Raw genomic sequence first — 20,525 nt, 5'->3', positions numbered from 1 at the left:
TTCGAACCTGCGACCCCTGCCGTGTGAAGGCAGTGCTCTACCACTGAGCTAACCGCCCGATCAGCGCCGCTTGGCAGCGCTGTCGGAAGCCTCGCATTATAGCCAGATTTTCTGGGCCGCTTTTTCAGGCCGCTTCCAGCCGCCGCCACAGGGTCTTGCCCTTGCTGGATTTGTCGAGTTCGGCCAGCACGGTGTCGTGGGCCAGTGCTTCCTGCTCGTTGGCGCGCAGCACGGGCAGGTCCAGGCGGCTCAGGTCCACCACCTCCACCACCCCGCCCTCGCCCGGCGCGTCGGCCACCTCGATGAGCAGCGCGTCCTGGCCGCGCGTCATGTTGATGTAGACGTCGGCCAGCAGTTCGGCGTCCAGCAGGGCGCCGTGCAGCGTGCGGCCCGAGTTGTCCACGCCCAGGCGGTCGCACAGCGCGTCCAGGCCGTTGCGCTTGCCCGGGAACATCTCCTTGGCCATCACCAGGGTGTCGAGCACACCGCTCACCACCTCGGTCACGCGCGGCAGGCCCAGGCGCCTGAACTCCATGTTCAGGAAGCCAATGTCGAAGGGCGCGTTGTGGATGATGATCTCGGCGCCGCGCAGGTACTCGATCAGCTCCTCGGCGATGGCCGCGAACTTGGGCTTGGTGCGCAGGAATTCGTTCTGGATGCCGTGCACCTTGAGCGCGTCCTCGTGGCTGTCGCGCTCGGGGTTGACGTAGTGGTGCAGGTTGTTGCCGGTGAACTTGCGGTTGAGCAGTTCCACGCAGCCAATCTCGATGATGCGGTCGCCGTTCTCGGCCGACAGGCCGGTGGTCTCGGTGTCGAGAATGATCTGGCGCATCAGTGGTTCTCTTTGGCGTGGTTGATCGTGTACTTGGGTATCTCGATCGTCACGTCCTGCTGGGCCAGGATGGCCTGGCACGACAGGCGCGACTGTGGCTCCAGGCCCCAGGCGCGGTCGAGCAGGTCTTCCTCGTCCTCCTGGGCCTCGTTCAGGCTGTTGTAGCCCTCTCGCACGATGACGTGGCAGGTGGTGCAGGCGCAGCTCATGTCGCAGGCGTGCTCGATGTTCACGCCGTTCTCGAGCAGGGCCTCGCAGATGGAGGTACCGGCCGGCGCGCTGATGGTCTTGCCCTCGGGCGCGTACTCGGTGTGCGGGAGGATCTTGATCGTGGGCATGGGGTTCTTGGACTCAGACTTCTTCGATCTTCTTGCCGGACAGGGCCTGCTGAATGCCGCGGTTCATGCGCTCGGCGGCGAAGGACTCGGTGCCCTTGGCCAGCGCCTCGATCGCGGCCTCGATGGCGGCGGCGTCCTCGCCCTCGGCGGTGGTTCGCAGGGCGGCCATGAGGGCGTCGATCGCATCGCGCTCGTCGGCCCGCAGCAGATCGCCATCGGCCGCGAGCGCGGAATGGGTGGCCAGCAGCAGGCGGTCGGCGTCGACGCGGGCCTCGACCAGGGCGCGGGCCTGCATGTCCTGCTGAGCGGTGGCGAAACTGTCCTGCAGCATGCGGGCAATCTGCTCGTCGCTCAACCCGTAGGACGGCTTGACGTCGATGCTGGCCTCGACACCCGAGGTCAGCTCTTTCGCGGCCACGGCGAGCAGGCCGTCGGCATCGACGGTGAAGGTGACGCGGATGCGCGCCGCGCCCGCCGCCATGGGCGGGATGCCGCGCAGCGTGAAACGCGCGAGGCTGCGGCAGTCGGCCACCAGATCGCGCTCACCCTGCACCACGTGCAGCGCCAGCGCGGTCTGGCCGTCCTGGTAGGTGGTGAAGTCCTGCCCGCGCGCGGTGGGGATGCTGCTGTTGCGCGGCACGATGCGCTCGACCAGACCACCCATGGTCTCGATGCCCAGCGACAGCGGGATCACGTCGAGCAGGAGCAGGTCGCCGTCCTTGCTGTTGCCAGCCAGGGCGTTGGCCTGGATCGCCGCGCCCAGCGCGACGACCTCGTCCGGGTTGAGGTTCACCAGGGGTTCGGTGCCGAAGAAGCTGCCCACCGTGCGGCGGATCACCGGCATGCGCGTGGAGCCGCCCACCATCACAACGCCCTTCACCTCGTCCTTGGACGTGCGCGCGTCGCGCAGGGCCTTGCGCACGGCGGCCATGGTGCGGGCCGTGAGCGGCTCGGTGCAAGCCTCGAAATCGGCGGCGGTCACGCTTTGCTCCACCACGCGGCCCGCCAGCGTGGCGCGGAACGGCACCTGAGCGTCGGCCGACAGGGCCTCCTTCACGCGCCGCGCCTCCTTGTGCAGCGCCGCGCGCGCGGAGGCGTCCAGCGATTCGATCGCCATGCCTTGGCGCTGCAGCACCCAGGCCGCGAGCGCCTGGTCGTAGTCGTCGCCCCCGAGCGCGGAGTCGCCGCCCGTGGCCAGCACCTCGAACACGCCGCGCGTGAGGCGCAGGATGGAAATGTCGAAGGTGCCCCCGCCCAGGTCGTAGACCGCGTAAACGCCCTCGGCGCCGTTGTCCAGGCCGTAGGCGATGGCCGCGGCCGTGGGCTCGTTGATGAGGCGCAGCACCTCGATGCCGGCCAGCTTCGCGGCGTCCTTGGTGGCCTGGCGCTGCGCGTCGTCGAAGTACGCGGGCACGGTGATGACGGCGCCGAACAGGTCGTCGGCGAAGCTGTCCTCGGCGCGGTAGCGCAATGTGGCCAGGATCTCCGCGCTCACCTCCATGGGGGTCTTGCGGCCGGCCACGGTGTCGATCTGGGCCATGCCGTCCTGGTCGACCACCGCATAGGCCAGCCGGTCCACGTCGACCACCTGGTCGCGCCGGCGGCCCATGAGGCGCTTGACCGAGCTGATGGTGTTGGCCGGGTCGTCCACCTGCGCGGCCAGCGCGTCGTGCCCGATCTGGCGACCCGAACCGCCGGCCGAGGCCGGGAGGTAACGCACCACGCTGGGCAGGATCACGCGGCCTTGCTCGTCGGGCAGGCATTCCGCCACGCCATGCCGCACCGCGGCCACCAGGGAATGCGTGGTGCCGAGGTCGATGCCGACCGCCACCCGGCGCTGGTGCGGGTCAAGGGACTGGCCGGGTTCGGAAATCTGCAGGAGCGCCATCGGGGTTGTCTGTCGTGTCGGTATCGCGGGAACGGGAGCCGCTTATTGTCCCCGCTGATCGAGCCGATCCTCCACGTCGCTGGCAAAGCGCTCAATGAACATGAGGGCTCTGACTTGACGCGCGGCCTCCGGCGCGTCACCCCGCTCGTCCAGCGCGGCGCGCAAGGCCTCGACGCGCGCGCGCCTCGCCTCGGCCACCTCGTCGGCCAGGGCCTCCAGCGCCTCCACGCCCTCGGTCTCGTCGAGCGACTCGCGCCACTGCATCTGCTGCATGAGGAAGTCGGCCGGCATGGCGGTGTTGTTCTCGGCCTCGATCGGGGCGCCGCGCCGCTCGCACAGGTAGGCCGCGCGGCGCAGCGGGTCCTTCAGGCGCTGGTAGGCCTCGTTGATGCGCACCGACCATTGCATGGCCTGGCGCTGCGTGGCCGGATCGGCGTGCGCGTTGCGGTCGGGATGGGCCTGGCGCTGCAGGTCCTTCCAGCGCGCGTCGAGCGCGGCGCGGTCGATGGCGAAGGACTCGGGCAGGCCGAAGAGCTCGAAGTCGCTGGATTGCAGGTTCATGGAAAAAGAAAGACCGCCGAGGCCTGCGCCGGGCGGTCGATTCGAGACCTCATCGCTCAGATTCTGAAGCTCTCGCCACAGCCGCAGCGGTCCCGTTCGTTGGGGTTGTTGAACTTGAAGCCCTCGTTGAGGCCTTCGCGCACGAAGTCGAGTTGCGTGCCGTCGATGTAAGGCATGCTTTTCGGGTCGACCAGCACCTTCACGCCGTTGTCCTCGAACACCACGTCCTCGGGGGCGATCTCGTCGGCGTACTCCAGCTTGTAGGCCAGGCCCGAACAGCCGGTGGTCTTGACGCCCAGACGCACGCCCACGCCCTTGCCGCGCTTGGCGATGTAGCGCGTGACGTGGCGCGCCGCAGCTTCGGAAATCGTGACGGCCATGGGATCAGTTCGCGTGCTTCTTGCGGTAGTCGTCCACGGCCGCCTTGATGGCGTCCTCGGCCAGGATGGAGCAGTGGATCTTCACCGGCGGCAGCGCAAGCTCCTCGGCGATCTGGCTGTTCTTGAGCGCGGCGGCTTCGTCGAGCGTCTTGCCCTTGACCCACTCGGTCACCAACGAGCTCGAGGCGATGGCCGAGCCGCAGCCGTAGGTCTTGAAGCGCGCGTCCTCGATCACGCCGGTGGCCGGGTTCACCTTGATCTGCAGCTTCATCACGTCGCCACAGGCCGGCGCACCTACCATGCCAGTGCCAACCGTCTCGTCGCCCTTGTCGAAGGAACCGACGTTGCGGGGGTTTTCGTAGTGGTCAACGACTTTTTCGGAATAGGCCATGTTGTTCTCCTTCGGATCAGTGGGCCGCCCACTGGATGGTCGACAGGTCGACGCCATCCTTGAACATTTCCCACAAGGGTGACAGTTCACGCAGCTTGGCGACGTTCTCCTTGATCGTCGCGATCGCGTAGTCGATCTCTTCTTCGGTCGTCCAGCGGCCGATGGTCATGCGCAGGCTGCTGTGCGCGAGTTCGTCGCTGCGGCCCAGGGCGCGCAGCACGTAGCTGGGCTCCAGGCTGGCCGAGGTGCAGGCCGAGCCCGAGGACACCGCGAGGCCCTTGATGCCCATGATCAGCGACTCGCCCTCGACGTAGTTGAAGCTCATGTTGAGGTTGTGCGGGATACGGCGCGCCTCGTTGCCGTTGATGAACACCTCCTCGATGTCCTTCAGGCCATTGACCAGGCGGTCGTGCAGGGCCTGGATGCGCTTGTTCTCTTCGTGCATCTCGGCCTTGGCGATGCGGTAGGCCTCGCCCATGCCCACGATCTGGTGCGTGGCCAGCGTGCCCGAACGCATGCCGCGCTCGTGGCCGCCGCCGTGCATCTGCGCCTCGATGCGCACGCGCGGCTTGCGGCGAACGTACAGCGCGCCGATGCCCTTGGGGCCGTAGGTCTTGTGCGCGGTCAGACTCATCAGGTCCACCGGCAGGCTCTGCAGGTCGATATCGACGCGGCCCGTGGCCTGCGCGCCATCGACGTGGAAGATCACGCCCTTCTCGCGGCAGATGGCGCCCAAGGCAGCGATGTCCTGGATGACGCCGATCTCGTTGTTCACGAACATGACCGAGGCCAGGATGGTGTCCGGGCGGATCGCCGCCTTGAAAGCCTCCAGGTCGACCAGGCCGTCGGCCTGTACGTCGAGGTAGGTGACCTCGAAGCCCTGGCGCTCCAACTCGCGCATGGTGTCCAGCACGGCCTTGTGCTCGGTTTTCACCGTGATGAGGTGCTTCCCCTTGCCCTTATAGAAGTTCGCCGCGCCCTTGAGCGCGAGGTTGTTCGATTCCGTCGCGCCGCTGGTCCAGACGATCTCGCGCGGGTCGGCGCCGATCAGCGCGGCCACCTGCTCGCGCGCGGTCTCCACCGCCTTCTCCGCCTCCCAGCCCCAGGCGTGGCTGCGCGACGCGGGATTGCCGAAGTGCTCGCGCAACCAGGGAATCATGGCGTCCACCACGCGCGGATCGACCGGGCTGGTGGCGCTGTAGTCCATGTAGATGGGAAAGTGCGGGGTGCTCATGGGCTTGTTCTGTCTGGCGTTGGACAAGGGCTGGCGAGGCCGGCGGCCAACACGCCGCCAGCCCCGCGGGCCGGATTCACTTCGAGAGCGCGGCGCCTCCGAGGGCGAACACGGAGTTCGGCGCGTTCACGCGGATGGGCTTGACCACCGGCGTGCTGGAAATGGCGCGCTTGATCATGGGCGCGTTCTCCACCACCACGCCCTTGGCGAGCTGCTCGTCCACCAGCGACTGCAGCGTCACCGAATCCAGGAAATCGACCATGCGGGCATTGAGCTGGGCCCAGAGCTCGTGCGTCATGCAGCGCTGGCCTTCGCCCAGGCAGTTCTCCTTGCCGCCGCATTGGGTGGCATCGATCGGCTCGTCCACCGACACGATGATGTCGGCCACGGTGATTTCGCCCGCCTTGCGGCCCAGGGTGTAGCCACCACCCGGCCCGCGGGTGGACTCCACCAGCTGGTGCCGGCGCAGCTTGCCGAACAGCTGCTCGAGATAGGACAAGGAAATCTGCTGCCGCTGGCTGATAGCCGCCAGCGTGACCGGACCGTTGTTCTGGCGCAGGGCCAGATCGATCATGGCTGTGACCGCGAAGCGGCCCTTCGTCGTGAGGCGCATTGCAAGCTCCTATTGTGTTGCTTGACCTTCGTGGCAAGGCCCGCCGGGCATCCGCCGTGGCGAACCCCTCCTCCACCCGCCCCGACCCTTGAGGGTCTGTTGCTGTCGCGGGGTTTCCCGACTAATTTTGTCGAATTATAGCCCAAAAGCTGAGCGATTTGCTCGGCATTGTACCGGCATGGGGTTTGTGCCAGTGGACAGGCGCCCGGGCACACCCCCCGGATTCTGGGAGTCGGCTTGCCACGAAAACGTTCAGGCCGCGCTGTCGTGCCCGGTGGACCCGAACACCCGGGCCTTGAGCTCGGCGAGTTGGTCGCGCACCTGGGCGGCCTTCTCGAACTCCAGGTTGCGGGCGTGCTCCAGCATGAGCTTTTCCAGCCGCTTGATTTCCCGGGCCACGTCCTTCTCGCTCATTTCCTCAAGCTCGGCGCGGGCGGCGCTTTCGGCGGCCAGGCGGTCGGCCTCCTTGCCCGCCTTCTCGCTGTAGACGCCGTCGATCAGGTCCTTGATGCGCTTGTTCACGCTGCGCGGCTCGATGCCGTGCGCCGCGTTGTGCGCGATCTGCTTGGCGCGGCGGCGCTCGGTTTCGCCGATGGCCGCCTTCATGGAGTCGGTGATCTGGTCGGCGTAGAGGATGGCCTTGCCGTTGAGGTTGCGCGCGGCGCGGCCGATGGTCTGGATCAGGCTGCGCTCGGAGCGCAGGAAGCCCTCCTTGTCCGCGTCCAGGATGGCGACCAGCGAGACCTCCGGAATGTCCAGGCCCTCGCGCAGCAGGTTGATGCCCACCAGCACGTCGAAGGCGCCCAGGCGCAGGTCGCGGAGGATCTCCACGCGCTCGACCGTGTCGATGTCGCTGTGCAGGTAGCGCACCTTCACGCCGTTCTCGGTCAGGTAGTCGGTGAGCTGCTCGGCCATGCGCTTGGTGAGCGTGGTGATGAGCACGCGCTCCTGGCGCTGCACGCGCAGGCGGATCTCCTGCAGCACGTCGTCCACCTGGTGCATGGCGGGGCGCACCTCCAGCTCCGGATCGACCAGGCCGGTGGGCCGCACCAGCTGCTCGACCACCTTGCTGGCGTGGGTCTTTTCGTAGTCAGCCGGTGTGGCCGAGACGAACACCACCTGGCGCATGCGCTGCTCGAACTCCTCGAACTTCAGCGGCCGGTTGTCCAGCGCGCTGGGCAGGCGAAAGCCGTACTCCACCAGCGTGGTTTTGCGGGCGCGGTCGCCGTTGTACATGCCGCCGAGCTGGCCGATCAGCACGTGGCTTTCGTCCAGGAACATCACCGCGTCGCGCGGCAGGTAGTCGGTCAGGGTAGACGGCGGATCGCCCGGGCGCGCCTGCGACAGGTGGCGCGTGTAGTTCTCGATGCCCTTGCAGTGGCCCACCTCGCTCAGCATCTCCAGGTCGAACCGGGTGCGCTGCTCCAGGCGCTGCGCCTCCACCAGCTTGCCCATGCCCACCAATTCCTTCAGGCGCTGGTCGAGTTCGAGCTTGATGGTCTCCACCGCCTGCAGCACCTGCTCGCGCGGGGTCACGTAGTGGCTGCTGGGGAAAACGGTGAAGCGCGGGATCTTCTGGCGCACCTTGCCGGTGAGCGGATCGAACAGCTGCAGGCTTTCGATCTCGTCGTCGAACAGCTCGATGCGGATCGCCATCTCGGAGTGTTCGGCCGGGAAGACATCGATGGTGTCGCCGCGCACGCGGAACTTGCCGCGGCCGAAGTCGGTTTCGTTGCGCGTGTACTGCATGCGGACCAGCTGGGCAATGGCGTCGCGCTGGCCAATCTTGTCGCCCACGCGCAGGGTCATCACCATCTGGTGGTAGCTCTCGGGCTTGCCGATGCCGTAGATGGCGGAGACCGTGGCCACGATGAGCACGTCGCGCCGCTCCAGGATGCTTTTGGTGCAGCTCAGGCGCATCTGCTCGATGTGCTCGTTGATCGCGCTGTCCTTCTCGATGAACAGGTCGCGCTGCGGCACATAGGCCTCGGGCTGGTAGTAGTCGTAATAGCTGACGAAGTACTCGACCGCGTTCTTCGGGAAGAACTCGCGGAACTCGCTGTAGAGCTGGGCGGCCAGGGTCTTGTTGGGCGCGAACACGATGGCCGGGCGGCCAACGCGCGCGATCACGTTGGCCATGGTGAAGGTCTTGCCCGAGCCGGTCACGCCCAGCAGGGTCTGGAAAACCTCGCCGTCGTTGATGCCTTCGACGAGCTGGTCGATCGCCTCGGGCTGGTCCCCGGCCGGCGGGTAGGGCAGGAACAGCTCGAAAGGGGAGTTGGGGAAGCGCACGAACTCGCCCGGGGTGGGGGCCTCGCTCGCCACTTCCTGCAGCAGGGGGGTGGTCATCGGGAAATTGTGCCGGAACGCGATGGCCCTGGCGGCTATGCTGGCGCCCCATGACCGCGCGCGAAACCCGACCCACGCCCGACAAGGACGCCATCGACGCCCTACCCCCCTTCCCGCCGCTGGACCTCGCGCGCATCGCGCTGGTGCGCAGCGCCGACGGCGCCCGCGACGCCGCCGCCGCGCTGGCCGCTCACCCGGTCTGGGGCTTCGACACAGAATCCAAGCCCACCTTCTTCAAGGACCAGGTGTCTGACGGCCCGCACGTGGTGCAACTGGCCATCGCCGAGCGCGCCTGGGTGTTCCAGCTGGCCGACCCGGGCTGCCGCGCGGCGGTGGCGGCCCTGCTGGCCCACCCGGCGCACGCCAAGGCGGGCTTCGGCCTGCGCGACGACAACCTGCGGGTGCGCGCCAAGCTGGGCATCGAACCCGCGGGCGTGATCGAACTCAACGCCCTCTTCCGCGCCCAGGGTTACCGCAAGGACATGGGCGTGCGCGCCGCCGTGGCGGTGCTGTTCGGCCAGCGCTTCGCCAAGAGCAAGAAGGCCGCCACCAGCAACTGGGCCGCCGCCAGCCTGAGCGAAGCGCAGCTGCTCTACGCGGCCAACGACGCCTGGGCGGCGTTCCGGGTGGCTCAGGCCTTGGGGGTGGAGGCGGGCTGAGTCACGTTGGCCAGCCAGTCCTTGAGCACGGCGTGGAACTCGGCCGGCTTCTGTTTCATGATCCAGTGCCCCGTGTCCAGCGACTTGGCCGCGCAGCCGGTGGTGCGGTTGAGGTGGCGCACCCAGCGGCTGGAATGGAACATGAAGGGCTTGCGCCGGCCATAGACGAACAGGCCCGGCAGCTGCTCGTCGATCAGCCGCTCGGCCTGGCCCGCGCCGCGCAGACCGCCGAAGGCATTGAACCAGCGCATGGCGTAGGGGTAGTTCATCTCCCAGCCGATCAGGGCTGGGTCGTTGCGGCAGCCGATCCGGCGCGCCATCCAGCGCGTCATGCGGTTGGCCAGGCCGGGCGCACGCGGGCCCAGTGACCAGGCGGTGGCCAACCAGAGCTGGTAGCCCGCGATCATGAGCTTCTCGCGCCAGCCCAGGGATTCGAAGTAGTCGCGCGAGCCCACGTCGCCGATGTCCAGCGCCACGATGCGCGCCACGCGCTCGGAGTGGCGCTTGGCGTAGGTGTAGCCGAAGGCGCAGCCCCAGTCGTGCAGCAGCAGGGTCACGCGCTGGTCGGGGCTCACGGCGTCCACGATGCGCGCGATGAGCGCGACGATGTCGCTCTGGCTCATGGGCCGGGGGCCGCGCGCCAGGTCGAAGCCCGGCAGATGGAAGCGCACGCAGCGCCAGTCGGGCACCAAGGCGGCCACGGTGCCGTCCCACAGCGCGGGCGTGTCGGGCCAGCCATGCACCATCACCACCGTCTGGGGCCCCACGCCATCGATGAAGACGTCGACGTCGTCGATCACCAGTTCGGGCACAGGACCCGGTTGTGTCTCGGGACCGTCGTCGGCCCCGGCGACCCGGGGAGCGGTGGTGGTGGTGTTCATGTCACAAGGCTTTGCCCAACCGTTGAATGCCTTCTTCGATCTTGTCCAGCGGCGCGGTGGCGAAGCTCAGGCGCAGCGTGGCGTGCACCGGGTCGGTGGCGAAGAACGGGGCGCCTGGCACGAAGGCCACGCCCTGCTCGATGGCCTTCTTCGCGAAGACCGCGCCGTCGGCCACCTTGCCGCCCGCGCCGGTGAGCCAGGCCCACACGAACAAACCGCCCTGGGGCGCGACGAAGTCGATCGCGTCGCCCAGTTCGCGCCGCAGCGCGGCCGTCATGGTGGCGGCACGCTCGGCGTAGACGCGACGCACGCGCGACAGCGTGGCGGGCATGCGACCGGCCTTGAGGTACTGGGCCGCCGTGGCCTGGGCAAAGGTGCTGGTGTGGGCGTCGCTGAACTGCTTGCACATGGTGGCCTTGGCCAGCAATTCGGCCGGCCCCACCATCCAGCCCACGCGCAGGCCGGGGCTGAGCACCTTGCTCAGCGAACCGCAGTGCACCAGGACGTCGCGCGCGCCGGGCACCTCGTCGGCCAGGGCCAGCAGGCTGGGCGGCGGCGCTTCGCCGAAGTACAGGTCGCCGTAGGGGTCGTCTTCCACGATCAGGGTGCCGTGCTTGACCGCCATCCGCAGCACGGCCTTGCGGCGCTCCAGGCTCATCATGGCGCCGCTGGGGTTGCCGAAGGTGGGGATGAGGTAGACGAACTTGGGCTTGTGCTCGGCGATGAGTTGCTCCAGCCGATCGGTCTGGGCGCCCTGCCCGTCCACGGGTACGGTGACCAGGTCGGCGCCGTACAGGCGGAAGCACTGGATGGTGGCCAGGAAGGTGGGGCCTTCGACGATCACCTTGTCGCCGGGCGACACGAGCGTCTTGCCCAGCAGGTCCAGCGCCTGCTGGCTGCCGGTGGTGACGATCAGGTCGCTGGCGGCGAGCCCGCGCACGCCCTTGCTGGCCATGAAGGCGGCCAACTGCTCGCGCAGGGGCTGGTGGCCCTCGGTGGCGCCGTACTGCAGGGTGGCGCCGGGCTCTTCGCTCAACGCGGCGTTCACGGCCTCGCGGATGCCGTCGACGTCGAACAGGGCGCTGTCGGGAAACCCGCCCGCGAAACTGATGATGCCGGGCTTGCCGAGCAGCTTGAACAGCTCGCGGATGGCGGAGGTTTCGACGTTGTTCAGGCGATCGGCGAAGGGAATGGTGTGGCTCATGCGGACGGGGGGTGGGGTCGGATCGGAATGGCGCATTGTCACCAAAACCGCGCGCCGCGCATCGGCCCCGGGCAAACCCTCGGAGGGATGGATAGACTGCGCGCCCATGAAGCGCGAGCTGATCGAACCCTTCTTCGCCACCCTGAAGGCGAGCAACCCCAGCCCCCAGTCGGAGCTGGAATACACCACCGTCTTCGAGCTGCTGGCCGCCGTGCTGCTGTCGGCCCAAGCCACCGACGTGAGCGTCAACAAGGCCACGCGCCAGCTGTTCCCCGTGGCCAATACGCCGCAGGCCATCTTGGCCCTGGGGCTGCAGGGGCTGGAGGGCTACATCAAGACCATCGGCCTGTTCCGCAGCAAGGCCCGACACCTCATGGAGACCTGCCGCATCCTGGTGGAGCGCCACGGCGGCGAGGTGCCACGCACGCGCGAGGCGCTGGAGGCCCTGCCCGGCGTGGGCCGCAAGACGGCCAACGTGGTGCTCAACGTGGCCTTCGGCGAGCCCACCATGGCGGTGGACACGCACATCTTTCGCGTCAGCAACCGCACCGGCCTGGCGCCGGGCAAGACCCCGCTGGCCGTGGAACTGGCGCTGATGAAGCGCGTGCCGCCCGAGTACGCGGTGGATTCGCACCACTGGCTCATCCTGCACGGGCGCTACGTGTGCCTGGCGCGCAAGCCGCAGTGCCACCGCTGCGCGGTGGCGGCGTACTGCGACTTCACGCCCAAGACGGCGGGTTGACGCTGGCGTCAAGCCCGCGCCCGACAGCGGGGCTCAGCCCTTGGCCGCCGCCTTCGCCTCGGCGATCCAGCCGTCGAAGGTCTTCTGGTTGGCCTTGATCCAGGCGTCGACGTGGCGCTCGATGTCGGCCGGCTTGTTCTCACCGTCGCGCATGCGCAGGTTCTGGGCATTGATGTCGCCCACCGACAGCTTCATCACCTCGAACAGCTTGCCCGCGGCCGGGTTTTTCTCCACGAAGGCGCGGTTGGCCACGATGCGCTGCGTGTTGATGACGAAGCCGTAGTTCTGGCCATTGGGCAGCTTGGTGTCCAGCTTGGCCTGCTCGCCGGGCAGCGAGGAGAACGGCACCTGCAGCCACACCACGTCCTGACCCGGGCGCAGCACGCCGCTCACCCAGTAGGGCGTCCAGGTGTAGTACAGGATGGGCTTGCCCTGCTTGTAGCGGGTGATGGTGTCGGCGATCAGCGCCGAGTAGCTGCCCTGCACGTGGCGCACGGTGTCGCGCAGTTTGTAGGCCGTGAGCTGGTGTTCGATGACGGCCTCGCAACCCCAGCCGGGGTTGCAGCCGGTCAGGTCGGCCTTGCCATCGCCGTCGGCGTCGAAGAGCTTGGCGATCTCGGGCTTCTGCAGCTGTGCGACGTTGGTGATCTTGTGGGCGTCGGCCGTCTTCTTGTCGATCAGGTAGCCCTGGGCCGCGCCGGGCGAGTAGGCGCCGGTGCGCGAGAGCTTGGCGTCGCCGCCGGCGTTCTTGTAGAAGTCGGCGTGCAGCGGGTCCCAGTGGCTGGCCAGGTAGGTGGCGTCGCCGTTGGCCAGGGCCACGTGGGCGGTGGCGTACTCCACCTCGCTGATCGGCTGCACCTCATAGCCCAGCTTCTGCAGCGCGCGACCCACCAGCAGGGTCTGGAAGGTTTCTTCAGCGATGGAGCTCTTCACCGGCTTGACCACGACGCCCTTGCCGGGCAGGTCCTGGGCGATGGCGGTGGCCGCCGTGGCGGCCACCAGGCCGGCGGCGAAGAGCTTGCGCCACAGCGTGAATCGGTGGAATGGAACGTTCATGCGGTTTCTCCTTGGGTGAGGTCGTTGGAGGAAGAAAGTGAAGGGTGACGGCGGCTTCGCGCCAGCCGCAGCACCAGGCCCACAGGCCCGGTCTGCCACCAGTGGCGCGCGCCGCGGCGCGGCTGGCCCATGGCCTGGGTGATGCGGTCCAGCGTGATGGCCAGCAGCACGATGCCCAGGCCGCCGACCGTGGCCAGGCCCATGTCCAGGCGGCCGATGCCGCGCAGCACCATCTGGCCCAGGCCGCCCACCGCGATCATGGAAGCGATCACCACCATGGACAGCGACAGCATCAGCGCCTGGTTGACGCCCGCCATGATCGAGGGCATGGCCAGGGGCAGCTGCACCTTGGTCAGCATCTGCCAGGGCGAAGCGCCGTAGGCCTGGGCGGCTTCGATCAGGTCGGGCCGCACCTGGCGGATGCCCAGCGTGGTCAGGCGCACCAGCGGCGGCAGCGCGAACACGATGGTGACGATCACGCCGGGCACGTTGCCGATGCCGAACAGCATCACCACCGGCACCAGGTAGACGAAGGCCGGCGTGGTCTGCATCGCGTCGAGCACGGGCCGCACGACACGCTGGGCGCGGTCGTTGGCCGCCAGGAGCACCCCCAGCGGCAGGCCGATCAGCACACAGAAGGCCAGCGAGGTCAGCACCAGCGAGAGCGTGACCATGGCCTCGGGCCAGATGCCCAGCGTCGACACCAGCAGCAGCGAGACCACCGCGCCGATGGCCACGCCGCGACCCGCGCACTGCCAGGCGATCAGGCCCAGCAGGGCCACCATCACCGGCACCGGCACGGCCAGCAAGGCGGCTTCCACGCCGCCCAGCGTGGCGTCGATGGGGCCGCGCACGGCCTGGAAGAAGGGCCGGAAATGGTCCACGGCCCAGCCCAGGCCGCTGTTGATCCAGTCCTGCACGGGCAGGCTGCCGTCCCAGAGCTGGCTGAGGTGAAAGCCGTCCGCGCCGGGCGCGGCGGCGGCATCGGCCGGCGCGACGTTCAACCAGTCGCCACCCGAGGCTTGCGTGCTGGTGGACCAGGCGTCGCCGGCCGGCGCCGCGACCGACCCCTGGGGCTCAGCCGCGGGCGCGGCGGAGGCCCAGGGGTCGGTCGCGGCGGCGTCGGCCTGCGCGAGCGGGATGTCGTTCGGGGAAATGGGGGTCGTGTCCTGCATCGCTGCTCCTTTCTCACTCGCCGCCACGGTCCATGAACCGCAGCAGCGTGGTCTTGCTGATGGCGCCGACGTACCGGCCGTTTGCGCCCACCACCGGCAGCGGCCAGGGTGCTTGCGCCACCTGGCCGAACAGTTCATTGACGGGGTGCCCGGCCTCCAGCGCCTGCACGCCGGGCAGGAAGGCGTGCTGCAGGCCCAGCGGGCCCTCGTGCCCCTTGAGCGCGGCGCGCAGCGACTCCACGGACACCATGCCCTGGAAGCGCTCCTGCGTGCACACCACGAAGGCGTACTCCCGGTCCTGCTGCTCCAGCATGGACAAGGCCGCACGCGCGCCGCGCGTGGGGCTTTCGGCCACCACCACCTGGCTGCGGCGCGCGATGTCGCCGGCCTTGAACACGGCCGCCGCGTCCACGCCGCGCACGAAGTTGCGCACGTAGTCGTCGGCCGGTTCGCGCAGGATCTCCTCGGGCGTGCCCACCTGCACCACCTGGCCATCTTTCATGATGGCGATGCGGTCGCCGATGCGCATGGCCTCGTCCAGGTCGTGCGAGATGAAGACGATGGTGCGGCGCTTGACCTCCTGCAGACGCAGCAGCTCGCTCTGCATGTCGGTGCGGATGATCGGGTCCAGCGCCGAGAAGGCTTCGTCCATCAGCAGGATGGACGGGTCGCTGGCCAGCGCGCGCGCCAGGCCCACGCGCTGCTGCATGCCGCCAGACAGCTCGTCGGGGTAGCTGTCGCCCCAGCCGGCGAGGCCCACCTGCGAGAGGGCCTCGTCGGCCTGGGCCAGGCGCGTGGCCTTGTCCACGCCCGCCAGCTCCAGCCCGAAAGCGGTGTTGTCGCGCACCGTCATGTGCGGCATCAGCGCGAAGGACTGGAACACCATGCTGATGTCCTTGCGGCGCAGGGCACGCAGCTCGCGGTCGCTGTGCTCGAAGATGTTGCGGCCGTCGATCACGACCCGGCCGGCGCTGGGCTCGATGAGCCGGTTGAGCAGGCGCACCAGCGTGGACTTGCCGGAGCCCGACAGGCCCATGATCACGAAGATCTCGCCGGCCTGGATGCTGAAGTGCGCGTCGAAGACGCCGATGGACTGGCCCGTCTCGGCCAGGATTTCCTGCTTGCTGCGTCCCTCTCGCACCAGGGCGAGCGCGGCCTGCGGCTCGTCGCCGAAGACCTTGAACACGTGGTCGATCTGAATGTCTTTTGCCATTGCGGCGGGCCTCCTTGTGGGTGGGCTTTGGGCAATGGCCGCCTGGGGACAAACGCGCAGGCGGCCGCGGACCGCAGCCACGCAGCAGGCACTGAAGACGACGAAGCACGACGCATGCAGCGCCTGTGCACGCCAGGGGGAGCCGTTCAGCGGGCCTGGTCGAGGGGCGTGAACGAGGTGGCGCGACGCGGCGGCAGTTGGCTGGAATCCAGCCGGTGCCGGGCAAGGCCCGGCGGGGTATCACCAGCGCCGCGACGGGATTCAGGTCGATCCGCGAGTAGCGCCCGGTGCGTCAACATGTCTTGTTGACTGTTAGGGAAGCGAGGATTGTAACTTTTTGATCTATGCGAGTCAAGCCAGACCATTGGCATCGGCTGGCAACGGCCCGCATCGGAAAACAAAAAGCCCGCCGGAGCGGGCTTTTGCCGGGAACCGCAGCGATCAGCCGCTGTGCGGGCGCTTGCCCGGGTTCTTCTTGCTGCGCGTGGCCACGCCGCGCTCCAGGCTGCGGCGCTGGCCACGGCCGGGGGTGGGCAGCACGACGCCATTGGCAGCGACGGGACGGGGGGTGGCCTTGCGGTCGGCCTCGGTGACGATCTTGTTGCCCATGGCACTTTCCTTAGAGCGGCGGGTGACGAAAAACCGGTATTGGACCACAGGACGCGGACGCCTTCGCGCACCACCCCCGTCCACGTATGCTGCCCGCATGCTTCGCCTGCTCGCCACCGTCTCCTGGCCCGAGTTCCGCCACCACCCCTGGCGCACGGCCATCGCCGTGCTCGCCGTGGCGCTGGGCGTGGCGCTGGCGCTGGCGGTGCAGCTCATCAACGCCTCAGCCCTGGCCGAATTCCGCGACGCCGTGAGCGCCGTCAACGGCCAGCCCGACATCGAGCTGCGCGCCCGCCAGGGCCTGCTGGACGACGCCCTGTTCGAGCGCGTGGCCGCGCACCCGGGCGTGGCGGCGGCCAGCCCGGTGCTGGAGCTGCCCGCCTCGCTGGCCACGGCCCGCGGCGAGCGCCTGCCGGCGCGCCTGATCGGCGTGGACGCTCTCAGCGTGGGCCGCGTGGCGCCCGCGCTGATGCCGCTGACGGGTGGGGACGGCGGCCGCCGCCTGGACCTGTTCGCGCCCGACGCCGTGTTCCTGAACGCGAGCGCGCGCCAGGCCGTCGGCGGCGCCGCCACCGTCGGGCTGCGGCTGGGCGCGGCCGATCACGCCTTGCGCGTCGCCGGCCAGGTGAACGCGCCCGGCGCGCCGGTGCTGGTGATGGACATTGCGGCCGCCCAGGCCCTGGCCGGGCGGATCGGCGCGCTCAGCCGCGTCGACCTGCGGCTGGTCCCCGGCGCACCGGCCGAGCGCGTGCTGGACGAGCTGCAACTGCCCCCGGGCACCCTGGCCCAGCGCCCCGAACAGGCGGGCGAGCGCATCAGCAACCTGTCGCGCGCCTACCGCGTCAACCTCACGGTGCTGGCGCTGGTGGCCCTGTTCACGGGGGCCTTCCTGGTGTTCTCGGTGCTGTCCCTGTCGGTCGCTCGGCGGCAGGGGCCGCTGGCGCTGCTGGGCGTGCTGGGCCTGTCGGCGCGCGAGCGGCTGCGCCTGGTGCTGGCCGAATCGGCCCTGCTGGGCCTGCTGGGCGGCGCCATCGGCGTGGCCCTGGGCAGCGCCGTGGCGGCGCTCGCGCTGCGCCAGCTCGGCGGCGACCTGGGCGGCGGCTACTTCACCGGCGTGTCGCCCGCCCTGCGCTGGAGCCCGTGGGCCGCGCTGCTGTACGGCGCGCTGGGCGTGGCGGCGGCCGTGGCCGGCGGCTGGTGGCCGGCGCGCGCGGCGCAGGCCCTGGCGCCGGCGCAGGCGCTCAAGGGCCTGGGCACGGACGCGCCCACGGCGCGGCGGCACACACTGGCCCTGGGGCTGCTGCTGCTCGCCGGCCTGGCCGCGCTGGCGCCGCCCGTGGCCGGCCTGCCGCTGGGGGCCTATGTGTCGGTGGGCCTGCTGCTGGTCGGCGGTATCGCGGCGCTGCCGCTGAGCGTGTCGGCCCTGCTGGACCGCCTCGCGCCGCACACCATGCGCCACCTGTTGCCGCTGCTGGCGGTGGAGCGCGCGCGCCGCCTGCGCGAGACCGCCGCCGTGGCCACCAGCGGCGTGGTGGCCAGCCTGGCCCTGTCGGTGGCGCTCACGGTCATGGTGGCGAGCTTTCGCGACTCGGTGACGCACTGGCTGGACACCGTGCTGCCCGCCCCGCTCTACCTGCGCGGCAGCGGCGGCGCCGGGGACAGCCAGCACCTGCCGCCGGCCTTCGTGGACGCGGTGTCGGCCGTGCCCGGGGTGGCGCGCGCCGACCCGCTGCGCGCCCTGCCCCTGCAGTTCGACCCCGCGCGCCCGCCGGTGACGCTGGTGGTGCGCCCGCTGCGCGGCGATCCTTTGCCGCTGCCCCTGGTGGGCGAGACCGCCGCCGTGGCCGCGCCCGACGTGCCCGTCTATGCGAGCGAGGCCATGGCCGACCTGTATGGCGCACGCCTGGGCCAACCCCTGCCCGCGCTGGCCCAGGCCCTGGCCGCGCCCGAGGCCCGGCGCGCCCGCTACGTGGTGGCCGGCGTCTGGCGCGACTACGCGCGCCAGCACGGCAGCGTGGCCATCGACGCCGACACCTTCGCGCGCCTGAGCGGCGAGCGCCTCGTGAGCGACCTGGCGCTGCACCTGGCGCCCGGCGCCGACCCGCAGGCGGTGCGCGACGCCATCGACGCACTCGCGCAAGCGCAGGGCCTGCAGGACAGCATCGAGTTCGCCTCGGCGGAGCAGATCCGCGCCGCCTCGCTGCGCATCTTCGACCGCAGCTTCGCCGTCACCGTCTGGCTGCAGGCCGTGGCCATCGGCATCGGCCTGTTCGGCGTGGCCGCGAGCTTCAGCGCGCAGGTGCTGGTGCGGCGCAAGGAGTTCGGCTTGCTCGCGCACCTGGGCCTCACGCGGCGCCAGATCCTGGGCGTGGTGGCGGCCGAGGGCCTGGCCTGGACGGCCCTGGGCGCGCTGGCCGGCACGGCCCTGGGCCTGCTGGTCAGCCTGGTGCTGGTGCACGTGGTCAATCCACAGAGCTTCCACTGGACCATGGACCTGGTGCTGCCCTGGGCGCGGCTGGGTGCGCTGGCGCTGGCGGTGGTGCTGGCCGGCACGCTCACGGCCTGGCTGGCCGGGCGCGCGGCGGCCAGCCGCGACGCGGTGCAGGCCGTCAGGCAGGACTGGTGAACGCCATGCACCCCCTCTCCCGCCGCCACTGGCTGCTCGGCAGCGCCGCCGCCCTGGCCTGGCCGCTGGCGCCGGCGCGCGACATCGCCCGCCCCGGCGACACCCTGCGCCCGCGCGAACTGGTGTTCCCGCGCGACCACGGCAGCCACCCCGACACGCGCACCGAGTGGTGGTACCTCACCGGCCACGCGCGCGACGGCGGCGGCCGCGACTTCGGCTTCCAGATCACTTTCTTCCGCAGCCGCGTGGACGAGGCGCGCGACCTGCCCGGCCGCCTGGCCGCGCGCCAGTTGCTGTTCGCGCACGCCGCCATCACCGACGTCGCGGGCCGGCGCCTGCACCACGACCAGCGCATCGCGCGCTGGAACGGCGAACGGCCCGCCAGCACCGAACGCGCCGTGTTCGCCAGCGAAACCGACACCGAGGTGGTGCTGCGCGACTGGTTCATCCGCCGCCGCGCCGACGGCGGCTACGCCACGCGCGGCGTGGGCGACACGCTGCTGATCGACATCGAGGCCCGCGCGCCGCAGGCCTGGCTGCTGCAGGGCGACCGGGGCTTCTCGCGCAAGGGGCCGGACGCCGCGCAGTCCAGCTTCTACGTCTCGCAGCCGCAGCTCCAGGTGAGCGGCACCCTGGGCCTGGCCGGCCAGCGCTTCCAGGTGAGCGGCAGTGCCTGGCTGGACCACGAGTGGAGCGAGGCCCTGCTGCACCCCGAGGCCGTGGGCTGGGACTGGATCGGCATGAACCTGTTCGACGGCCACGCCCTCACCGCTTTCCGGCTGCGCCGCGCCGACGGCTCGGCCCTGTGGGCGGGCGGCTCCTTCCGCGCCGCGGCCGACGCGCGCGAGGCGAACGCCATCCACCGCTTCGCCCCGGGCGAGGTGGAATTCAAGCCCCAACGCTGGTGGACCAGCCCGCTCACGCGCACGCGCTACCCCGTGGAATGGCTGGTGCGCACGCCGGCCGACTTCTACACCGTGCGCGCGCTGGTCGACGCACAGGAACTCGACAGCCGCGCCAGCACCGGCGCGATCTACTGGGAAGGCCTGTCGGAGCTGATCGACAGCAACGGCCGCCTGGTGGGGCGGGGCTACCTGGAAATGACCGGGTACGCCCAGCGGCTGGTGCTCTGAGGCGGCGCGCGCGCCGCGCTCAAGCGGGCATCAGGACGGCTTCTTGTCCTCGGCGCCCACGGCGTCGCGCACGCACTTGTTGGTGAAGCTGGTCTTGGCCGCGCCGGAAAGCTTCTTCTCGCCCGCGGCCGTGGTGCAGGCCGCCGTGGCGTCCTTCTTGCACTTGGTCATGAAGGAGTTCTTGGCGGCGCCGGCCAGCTTCTTCTCCATCGCCTTCGCCTGGCAGGTGGCCTCGTCGGCCCAGGAACCGGTGGCGGTGAACGCCAGGGCGGCGGCGAGGATCAGGGTGCGGTTGAGCATGGGGAACTCCTGGGGGTGTCGGAGCGGCGATTGTTATCACGCGATTCGATGGCGTGCAATGGGATGGCGGGGGGAGGACAAGAAGCAACGGCGGCTGCGAGCGTTGCGCCGAAACGCCGATGCCGACGTGTTGACACGCCCGCTCGGCGGCTGTTGTTCGGGGCGTCCCCTTCACTGGCGCCTGGACCGGTGCGGCGAGCCGGGCCGGCGCTGGATCGGCGCATGGCGGGCGGCGCCGCTCGGCGCACGCGTCTTGGCCTAAGCTAAGCACCCCCCTCGGCACCGACCTCCGGGTCCCCTCCCCCATGGCCACCGCCTCCGACCGCCCCTCGGGCAAGAGC

20 protein-coding genes are annotated in these 20,525 nt (G+C 69.9%); 4 read left to right on the top strand and 16 right to left on the bottom strand.

What is annotated here, in order from left to right:
* Positions 1-124: 124 nt before the first annotated feature.
* The 9 genes from dnaQ to uvrB form a co-directional block, all read right to left on the bottom strand.
* On the bottom strand, positions 125-832 hold the full coding sequence (dnaQ, locus tag BGO22_RS03785) for a DNA polymerase III subunit epsilon (protein WP_175442788.1): 708 nt from the start codon (positions 830-832) through the stop codon (positions 125-127).
* Complete coding sequence (gene fdx, locus BGO22_RS03780) at positions 832-1,170, bottom strand: ISC system 2Fe-2S type ferredoxin (protein WP_070397671.1); 339 nt, start codon at positions 1,168-1,170, stop codon at positions 832-834. Before fdx ends, dnaQ begins: the two co-directional genes overlap by 1 nt.
* 13 nt (positions 1,171-1,183) lie before the next feature.
* Entirely contained in the window at positions 1,184-3,058 is a 1,875-nt protein-coding gene (hscA, locus tag BGO22_RS03775; RefSeq protein ID WP_070397670.1) for a Fe-S protein assembly chaperone HscA, read from the bottom strand.
* A 42-nt stretch (positions 3,059-3,100) separates the two neighbouring features.
* Positions 3,101-3,619 (bottom strand): Fe-S protein assembly co-chaperone HscB, encoded by a 519-nt coding sequence (gene hscB, locus BGO22_RS03770; RefSeq protein ID WP_070397669.1) that lies wholly within the window; start codon positions 3,617-3,619, stop codon positions 3,101-3,103.
* Positions 3,620-3,675: 56 nt separating this feature from the next.
* The gene (gene iscA, locus BGO22_RS03765; protein WP_070397668.1) at positions 3,676-3,999 is read right to left on the bottom strand and encodes an iron-sulfur cluster assembly protein IscA; all 324 of its coding nucleotides are present in this window, start codon (positions 3,997-3,999) and stop codon (positions 3,676-3,678) included.
* Between the two features lie 4 nt (positions 4,000-4,003).
* On the bottom strand, positions 4,004-4,390 hold the full coding sequence (iscU, locus tag BGO22_RS03760) for a Fe-S cluster assembly scaffold IscU (protein WP_070397667.1): 387 nt from the start codon (positions 4,388-4,390) through the stop codon (positions 4,004-4,006).
* Positions 4,391-4,406: 16 nt separating this feature from the next.
* Positions 4,407-5,624, bottom strand: coding sequence for an IscS subfamily cysteine desulfurase (locus BGO22_RS03755; protein ID WP_070397666.1), 1,218 nt, complete (start codon positions 5,622-5,624; stop codon positions 4,407-4,409).
* 76 nt (positions 5,625-5,700) lie between these two features.
* Positions 5,701-6,237, bottom strand: a complete 537-nt coding sequence (gene iscR, locus BGO22_RS03750; protein ID WP_070397665.1) for a Fe-S cluster assembly transcriptional regulator IscR — start codon at positions 6,235-6,237, stop codon at positions 5,701-5,703.
* Between the two features lie 252 nt (positions 6,238-6,489).
* Positions 6,490-8,586 (bottom strand): excinuclease ABC subunit UvrB, encoded by a 2,097-nt coding sequence (gene uvrB, locus BGO22_RS03745; protein ID WP_070397664.1) that lies wholly within the window; start codon positions 8,584-8,586, stop codon positions 6,490-6,492.
* Positions 8,587-8,636: 50 nt separating this feature from the next.
* Here uvrB and BGO22_RS03740 point away from each other — a divergent pair, with 50 nt between their 5' ends.
* A complete protein-coding gene (locus tag BGO22_RS03740) occupies positions 8,637-9,245 on the top strand; it encodes a 3'-5' exonuclease (protein WP_070397663.1) in 609 nt (202 codons plus the stop codon).
* On the opposite strand, the gene BGO22_RS03735 is transcribed toward BGO22_RS03740, so the two are convergent.
* Complete coding sequence (locus tag BGO22_RS03735; protein ID WP_083292850.1) at positions 9,218-10,126, bottom strand: alpha/beta fold hydrolase; 909 nt, start codon at positions 10,124-10,126, stop codon at positions 9,218-9,220. The two genes, BGO22_RS03740 and BGO22_RS03735, sit on opposite strands and share 28 nt — an antisense overlap.
* A 1-nt stretch (position 10,127) precedes the next feature.
* On the bottom strand, positions 10,128-11,318 hold the full coding sequence (locus BGO22_RS03730) for an aminotransferase-like domain-containing protein (RefSeq protein ID WP_070397780.1): 1,191 nt from the start codon (positions 11,316-11,318) through the stop codon (positions 10,128-10,130).
* Between the two features lie 118 nt (positions 11,319-11,436).
* Here BGO22_RS03730 and nth point away from each other — a divergent pair, with 118 nt between their 5' ends.
* A complete protein-coding gene (nth, locus tag BGO22_RS03725) occupies positions 11,437-12,072 on the top strand; it encodes an endonuclease III (RefSeq protein WP_070397662.1) in 636 nt (211 codons plus the stop codon).
* A gap of 33 nt (positions 12,073-12,105) precedes the next feature.
* Here nth and proX read toward each other — a convergent pair whose 3' ends face one another.
* The 4 genes from proX to BGO22_RS03705 all read right to left on the bottom strand — a co-directional run bounded on the left by proX (position 12,106) and on the right by BGO22_RS03705 (position 16,125).
* A complete protein-coding gene (proX, locus tag BGO22_RS03720; protein WP_070397661.1) occupies positions 12,106-13,128 on the bottom strand; it encodes a glycine betaine/L-proline ABC transporter substrate-binding protein ProX in 1,023 nt (340 codons plus the stop codon).
* A complete protein-coding gene (gene proW / locus BGO22_RS03715; RefSeq protein ID WP_070397660.1) occupies positions 13,125-14,303 on the bottom strand; it encodes a glycine betaine/L-proline ABC transporter permease ProW in 1,179 nt (392 codons plus the stop codon). The genes proX and proW overlap by 4 nt, the downstream gene beginning before the upstream one ends.
* A gap of 13 nt (positions 14,304-14,316) precedes the next feature.
* Positions 14,317-15,516: a glycine betaine/L-proline ABC transporter ATP-binding protein ProV gene (gene proV, locus BGO22_RS03710; RefSeq protein ID WP_070397659.1), complete on the bottom strand. Its 1,200-nt coding sequence runs from the start codon at positions 15,514-15,516 to the stop codon at positions 14,317-14,319.
* Between the two features lie 441 nt (positions 15,517-15,957).
* A complete protein-coding gene (locus BGO22_RS03705) occupies positions 15,958-16,125 on the bottom strand; it encodes a hypothetical protein (protein WP_009515307.1) in 168 nt (55 codons plus the stop codon).
* 97 nt (positions 16,126-16,222) lie between these two features.
* Here BGO22_RS03705 and BGO22_RS03700 point away from each other — a divergent pair, with 97 nt between their 5' ends.
* The gene (locus tag BGO22_RS03700; protein WP_070397658.1) at positions 16,223-18,751 is read left to right on the top strand and encodes an FtsX-like permease family protein; all 2,529 of its coding nucleotides are present in this window, start codon (positions 16,223-16,225) and stop codon (positions 18,749-18,751) included.
* Between the two features lie 5 nt (positions 18,752-18,756).
* A complete protein-coding gene (locus tag BGO22_RS03695; protein WP_070397779.1) occupies positions 18,757-19,884 on the top strand; it encodes a lipocalin-like domain-containing protein in 1,128 nt (375 codons plus the stop codon).
* A gap of 30 nt (positions 19,885-19,914) precedes the next feature.
* Here the strand turns inward: BGO22_RS03695 and BGO22_RS03690 are convergent, their stop codons facing one another.
* A complete protein-coding gene (locus BGO22_RS03690) occupies positions 19,915-20,184 on the bottom strand; it encodes a hypothetical protein (RefSeq protein WP_070397657.1) in 270 nt (89 codons plus the stop codon).
* Positions 20,185-20,525 lie beyond the last annotated feature (341 nt).

This window comes from Hydrogenophaga sp. 70-12 (assembly GCF_001897365.1).
GTDB lineage: Bacteria > Pseudomonadota > Gammaproteobacteria > Burkholderiales > Burkholderiaceae_C > Hydrogenophaga > Hydrogenophaga borbori.
The sequence above is the reverse complement of the archived record's forward strand: the minus strand, read 5'-3'. Positions and strand labels throughout refer to the sequence as shown.

Excerpts from the sequence above, each read along its gene's own strand:
- BGO22_RS03735 (WP_083292850.1), bottom strand. The coding sequence starts at position 10,126 with ATGAACACCACCACCACCGCTCCCCGGGTCGCCGGGGCCGACGACGGT.
- fdx (WP_070397671.1), bottom strand. The coding sequence starts at position 1,170 with ATGCCCACGATCAAGATCCTCCCGCACACCGAGTACGCGCCCGAGGGC.
- proV (WP_070397659.1), bottom strand. The coding sequence starts at position 15,516 with ATGGCAAAAGACATTCAGATCGACCACGTGTTCAAGGTCTTCGGCGAC.
- proX (WP_070397661.1), bottom strand. The coding sequence starts at position 13,128 with ATGAACGTTCCATTCCACCGATTCACGCTGTGGCGCAAGCTCTTCGCC.
- dnaQ (WP_175442788.1), bottom strand. The coding sequence starts at position 832 with ATGCGCCAGATCATTCTCGACACCGAGACCACCGGCCTGTCGGCCGAG.
- proW (WP_070397660.1), bottom strand. The coding sequence starts at position 14,303 with ATGCAGGACACGACCCCCATTTCCCCGAACGACATCCCGCTCGCGCAG.
- iscA (WP_070397668.1), bottom strand. The coding sequence starts at position 3,999 with ATGGCCGTCACGATTTCCGAAGCTGCGGCGCGCCACGTCACGCGCTAC.
- BGO22_RS03755 (WP_070397666.1), bottom strand. The coding sequence starts at position 5,624 with ATGAGCACCCCGCACTTTCCCATCTACATGGACTACAGCGCCACCAGC.
- BGO22_RS03700 (WP_070397658.1), top strand. The coding sequence starts at position 16,223 with ATGCTTCGCCTGCTCGCCACCGTCTCCTGGCCCGAGTTCCGCCACCAC.
- BGO22_RS03705 (WP_009515307.1), bottom strand. The coding sequence starts at position 16,125 with ATGGGCAACAAGATCGTCACCGAGGCCGACCGCAAGGCCACCCCCCGT.
- hscA (WP_070397670.1), bottom strand. The coding sequence starts at position 3,058 with ATGGCGCTCCTGCAGATTTCCGAACCCGGCCAGTCCCTTGACCCGCAC.
- BGO22_RS03690 (WP_070397657.1), bottom strand. The coding sequence starts at position 20,184 with ATGCTCAACCGCACCCTGATCCTCGCCGCCGCCCTGGCGTTCACCGCC.
- uvrB (WP_070397664.1), bottom strand. The coding sequence starts at position 8,586 with ATGACCACCCCCCTGCTGCAGGAAGTGGCGAGCGAGGCCCCCACCCCG.
- iscR (WP_070397665.1), bottom strand. The coding sequence starts at position 6,237 with ATGCGCCTCACGACGAAGGGCCGCTTCGCGGTCACAGCCATGATCGAT.
- nth (WP_070397662.1), top strand. The coding sequence starts at position 11,437 with ATGAAGCGCGAGCTGATCGAACCCTTCTTCGCCACCCTGAAGGCGAGC.
- iscU (WP_070397667.1), bottom strand. The coding sequence starts at position 4,390 with ATGGCCTATTCCGAAAAAGTCGTTGACCACTACGAAAACCCCCGCAAC.
- BGO22_RS03740 (WP_070397663.1), top strand. The coding sequence starts at position 8,637 with ATGACCGCGCGCGAAACCCGACCCACGCCCGACAAGGACGCCATCGAC.
- BGO22_RS03695 (WP_070397779.1), top strand. The coding sequence starts at position 18,757 with ATGCACCCCCTCTCCCGCCGCCACTGGCTGCTCGGCAGCGCCGCCGCC.
- hscB (WP_070397669.1), bottom strand. The coding sequence starts at position 3,619 with ATGAACCTGCAATCCAGCGACTTCGAGCTCTTCGGCCTGCCCGAGTCC.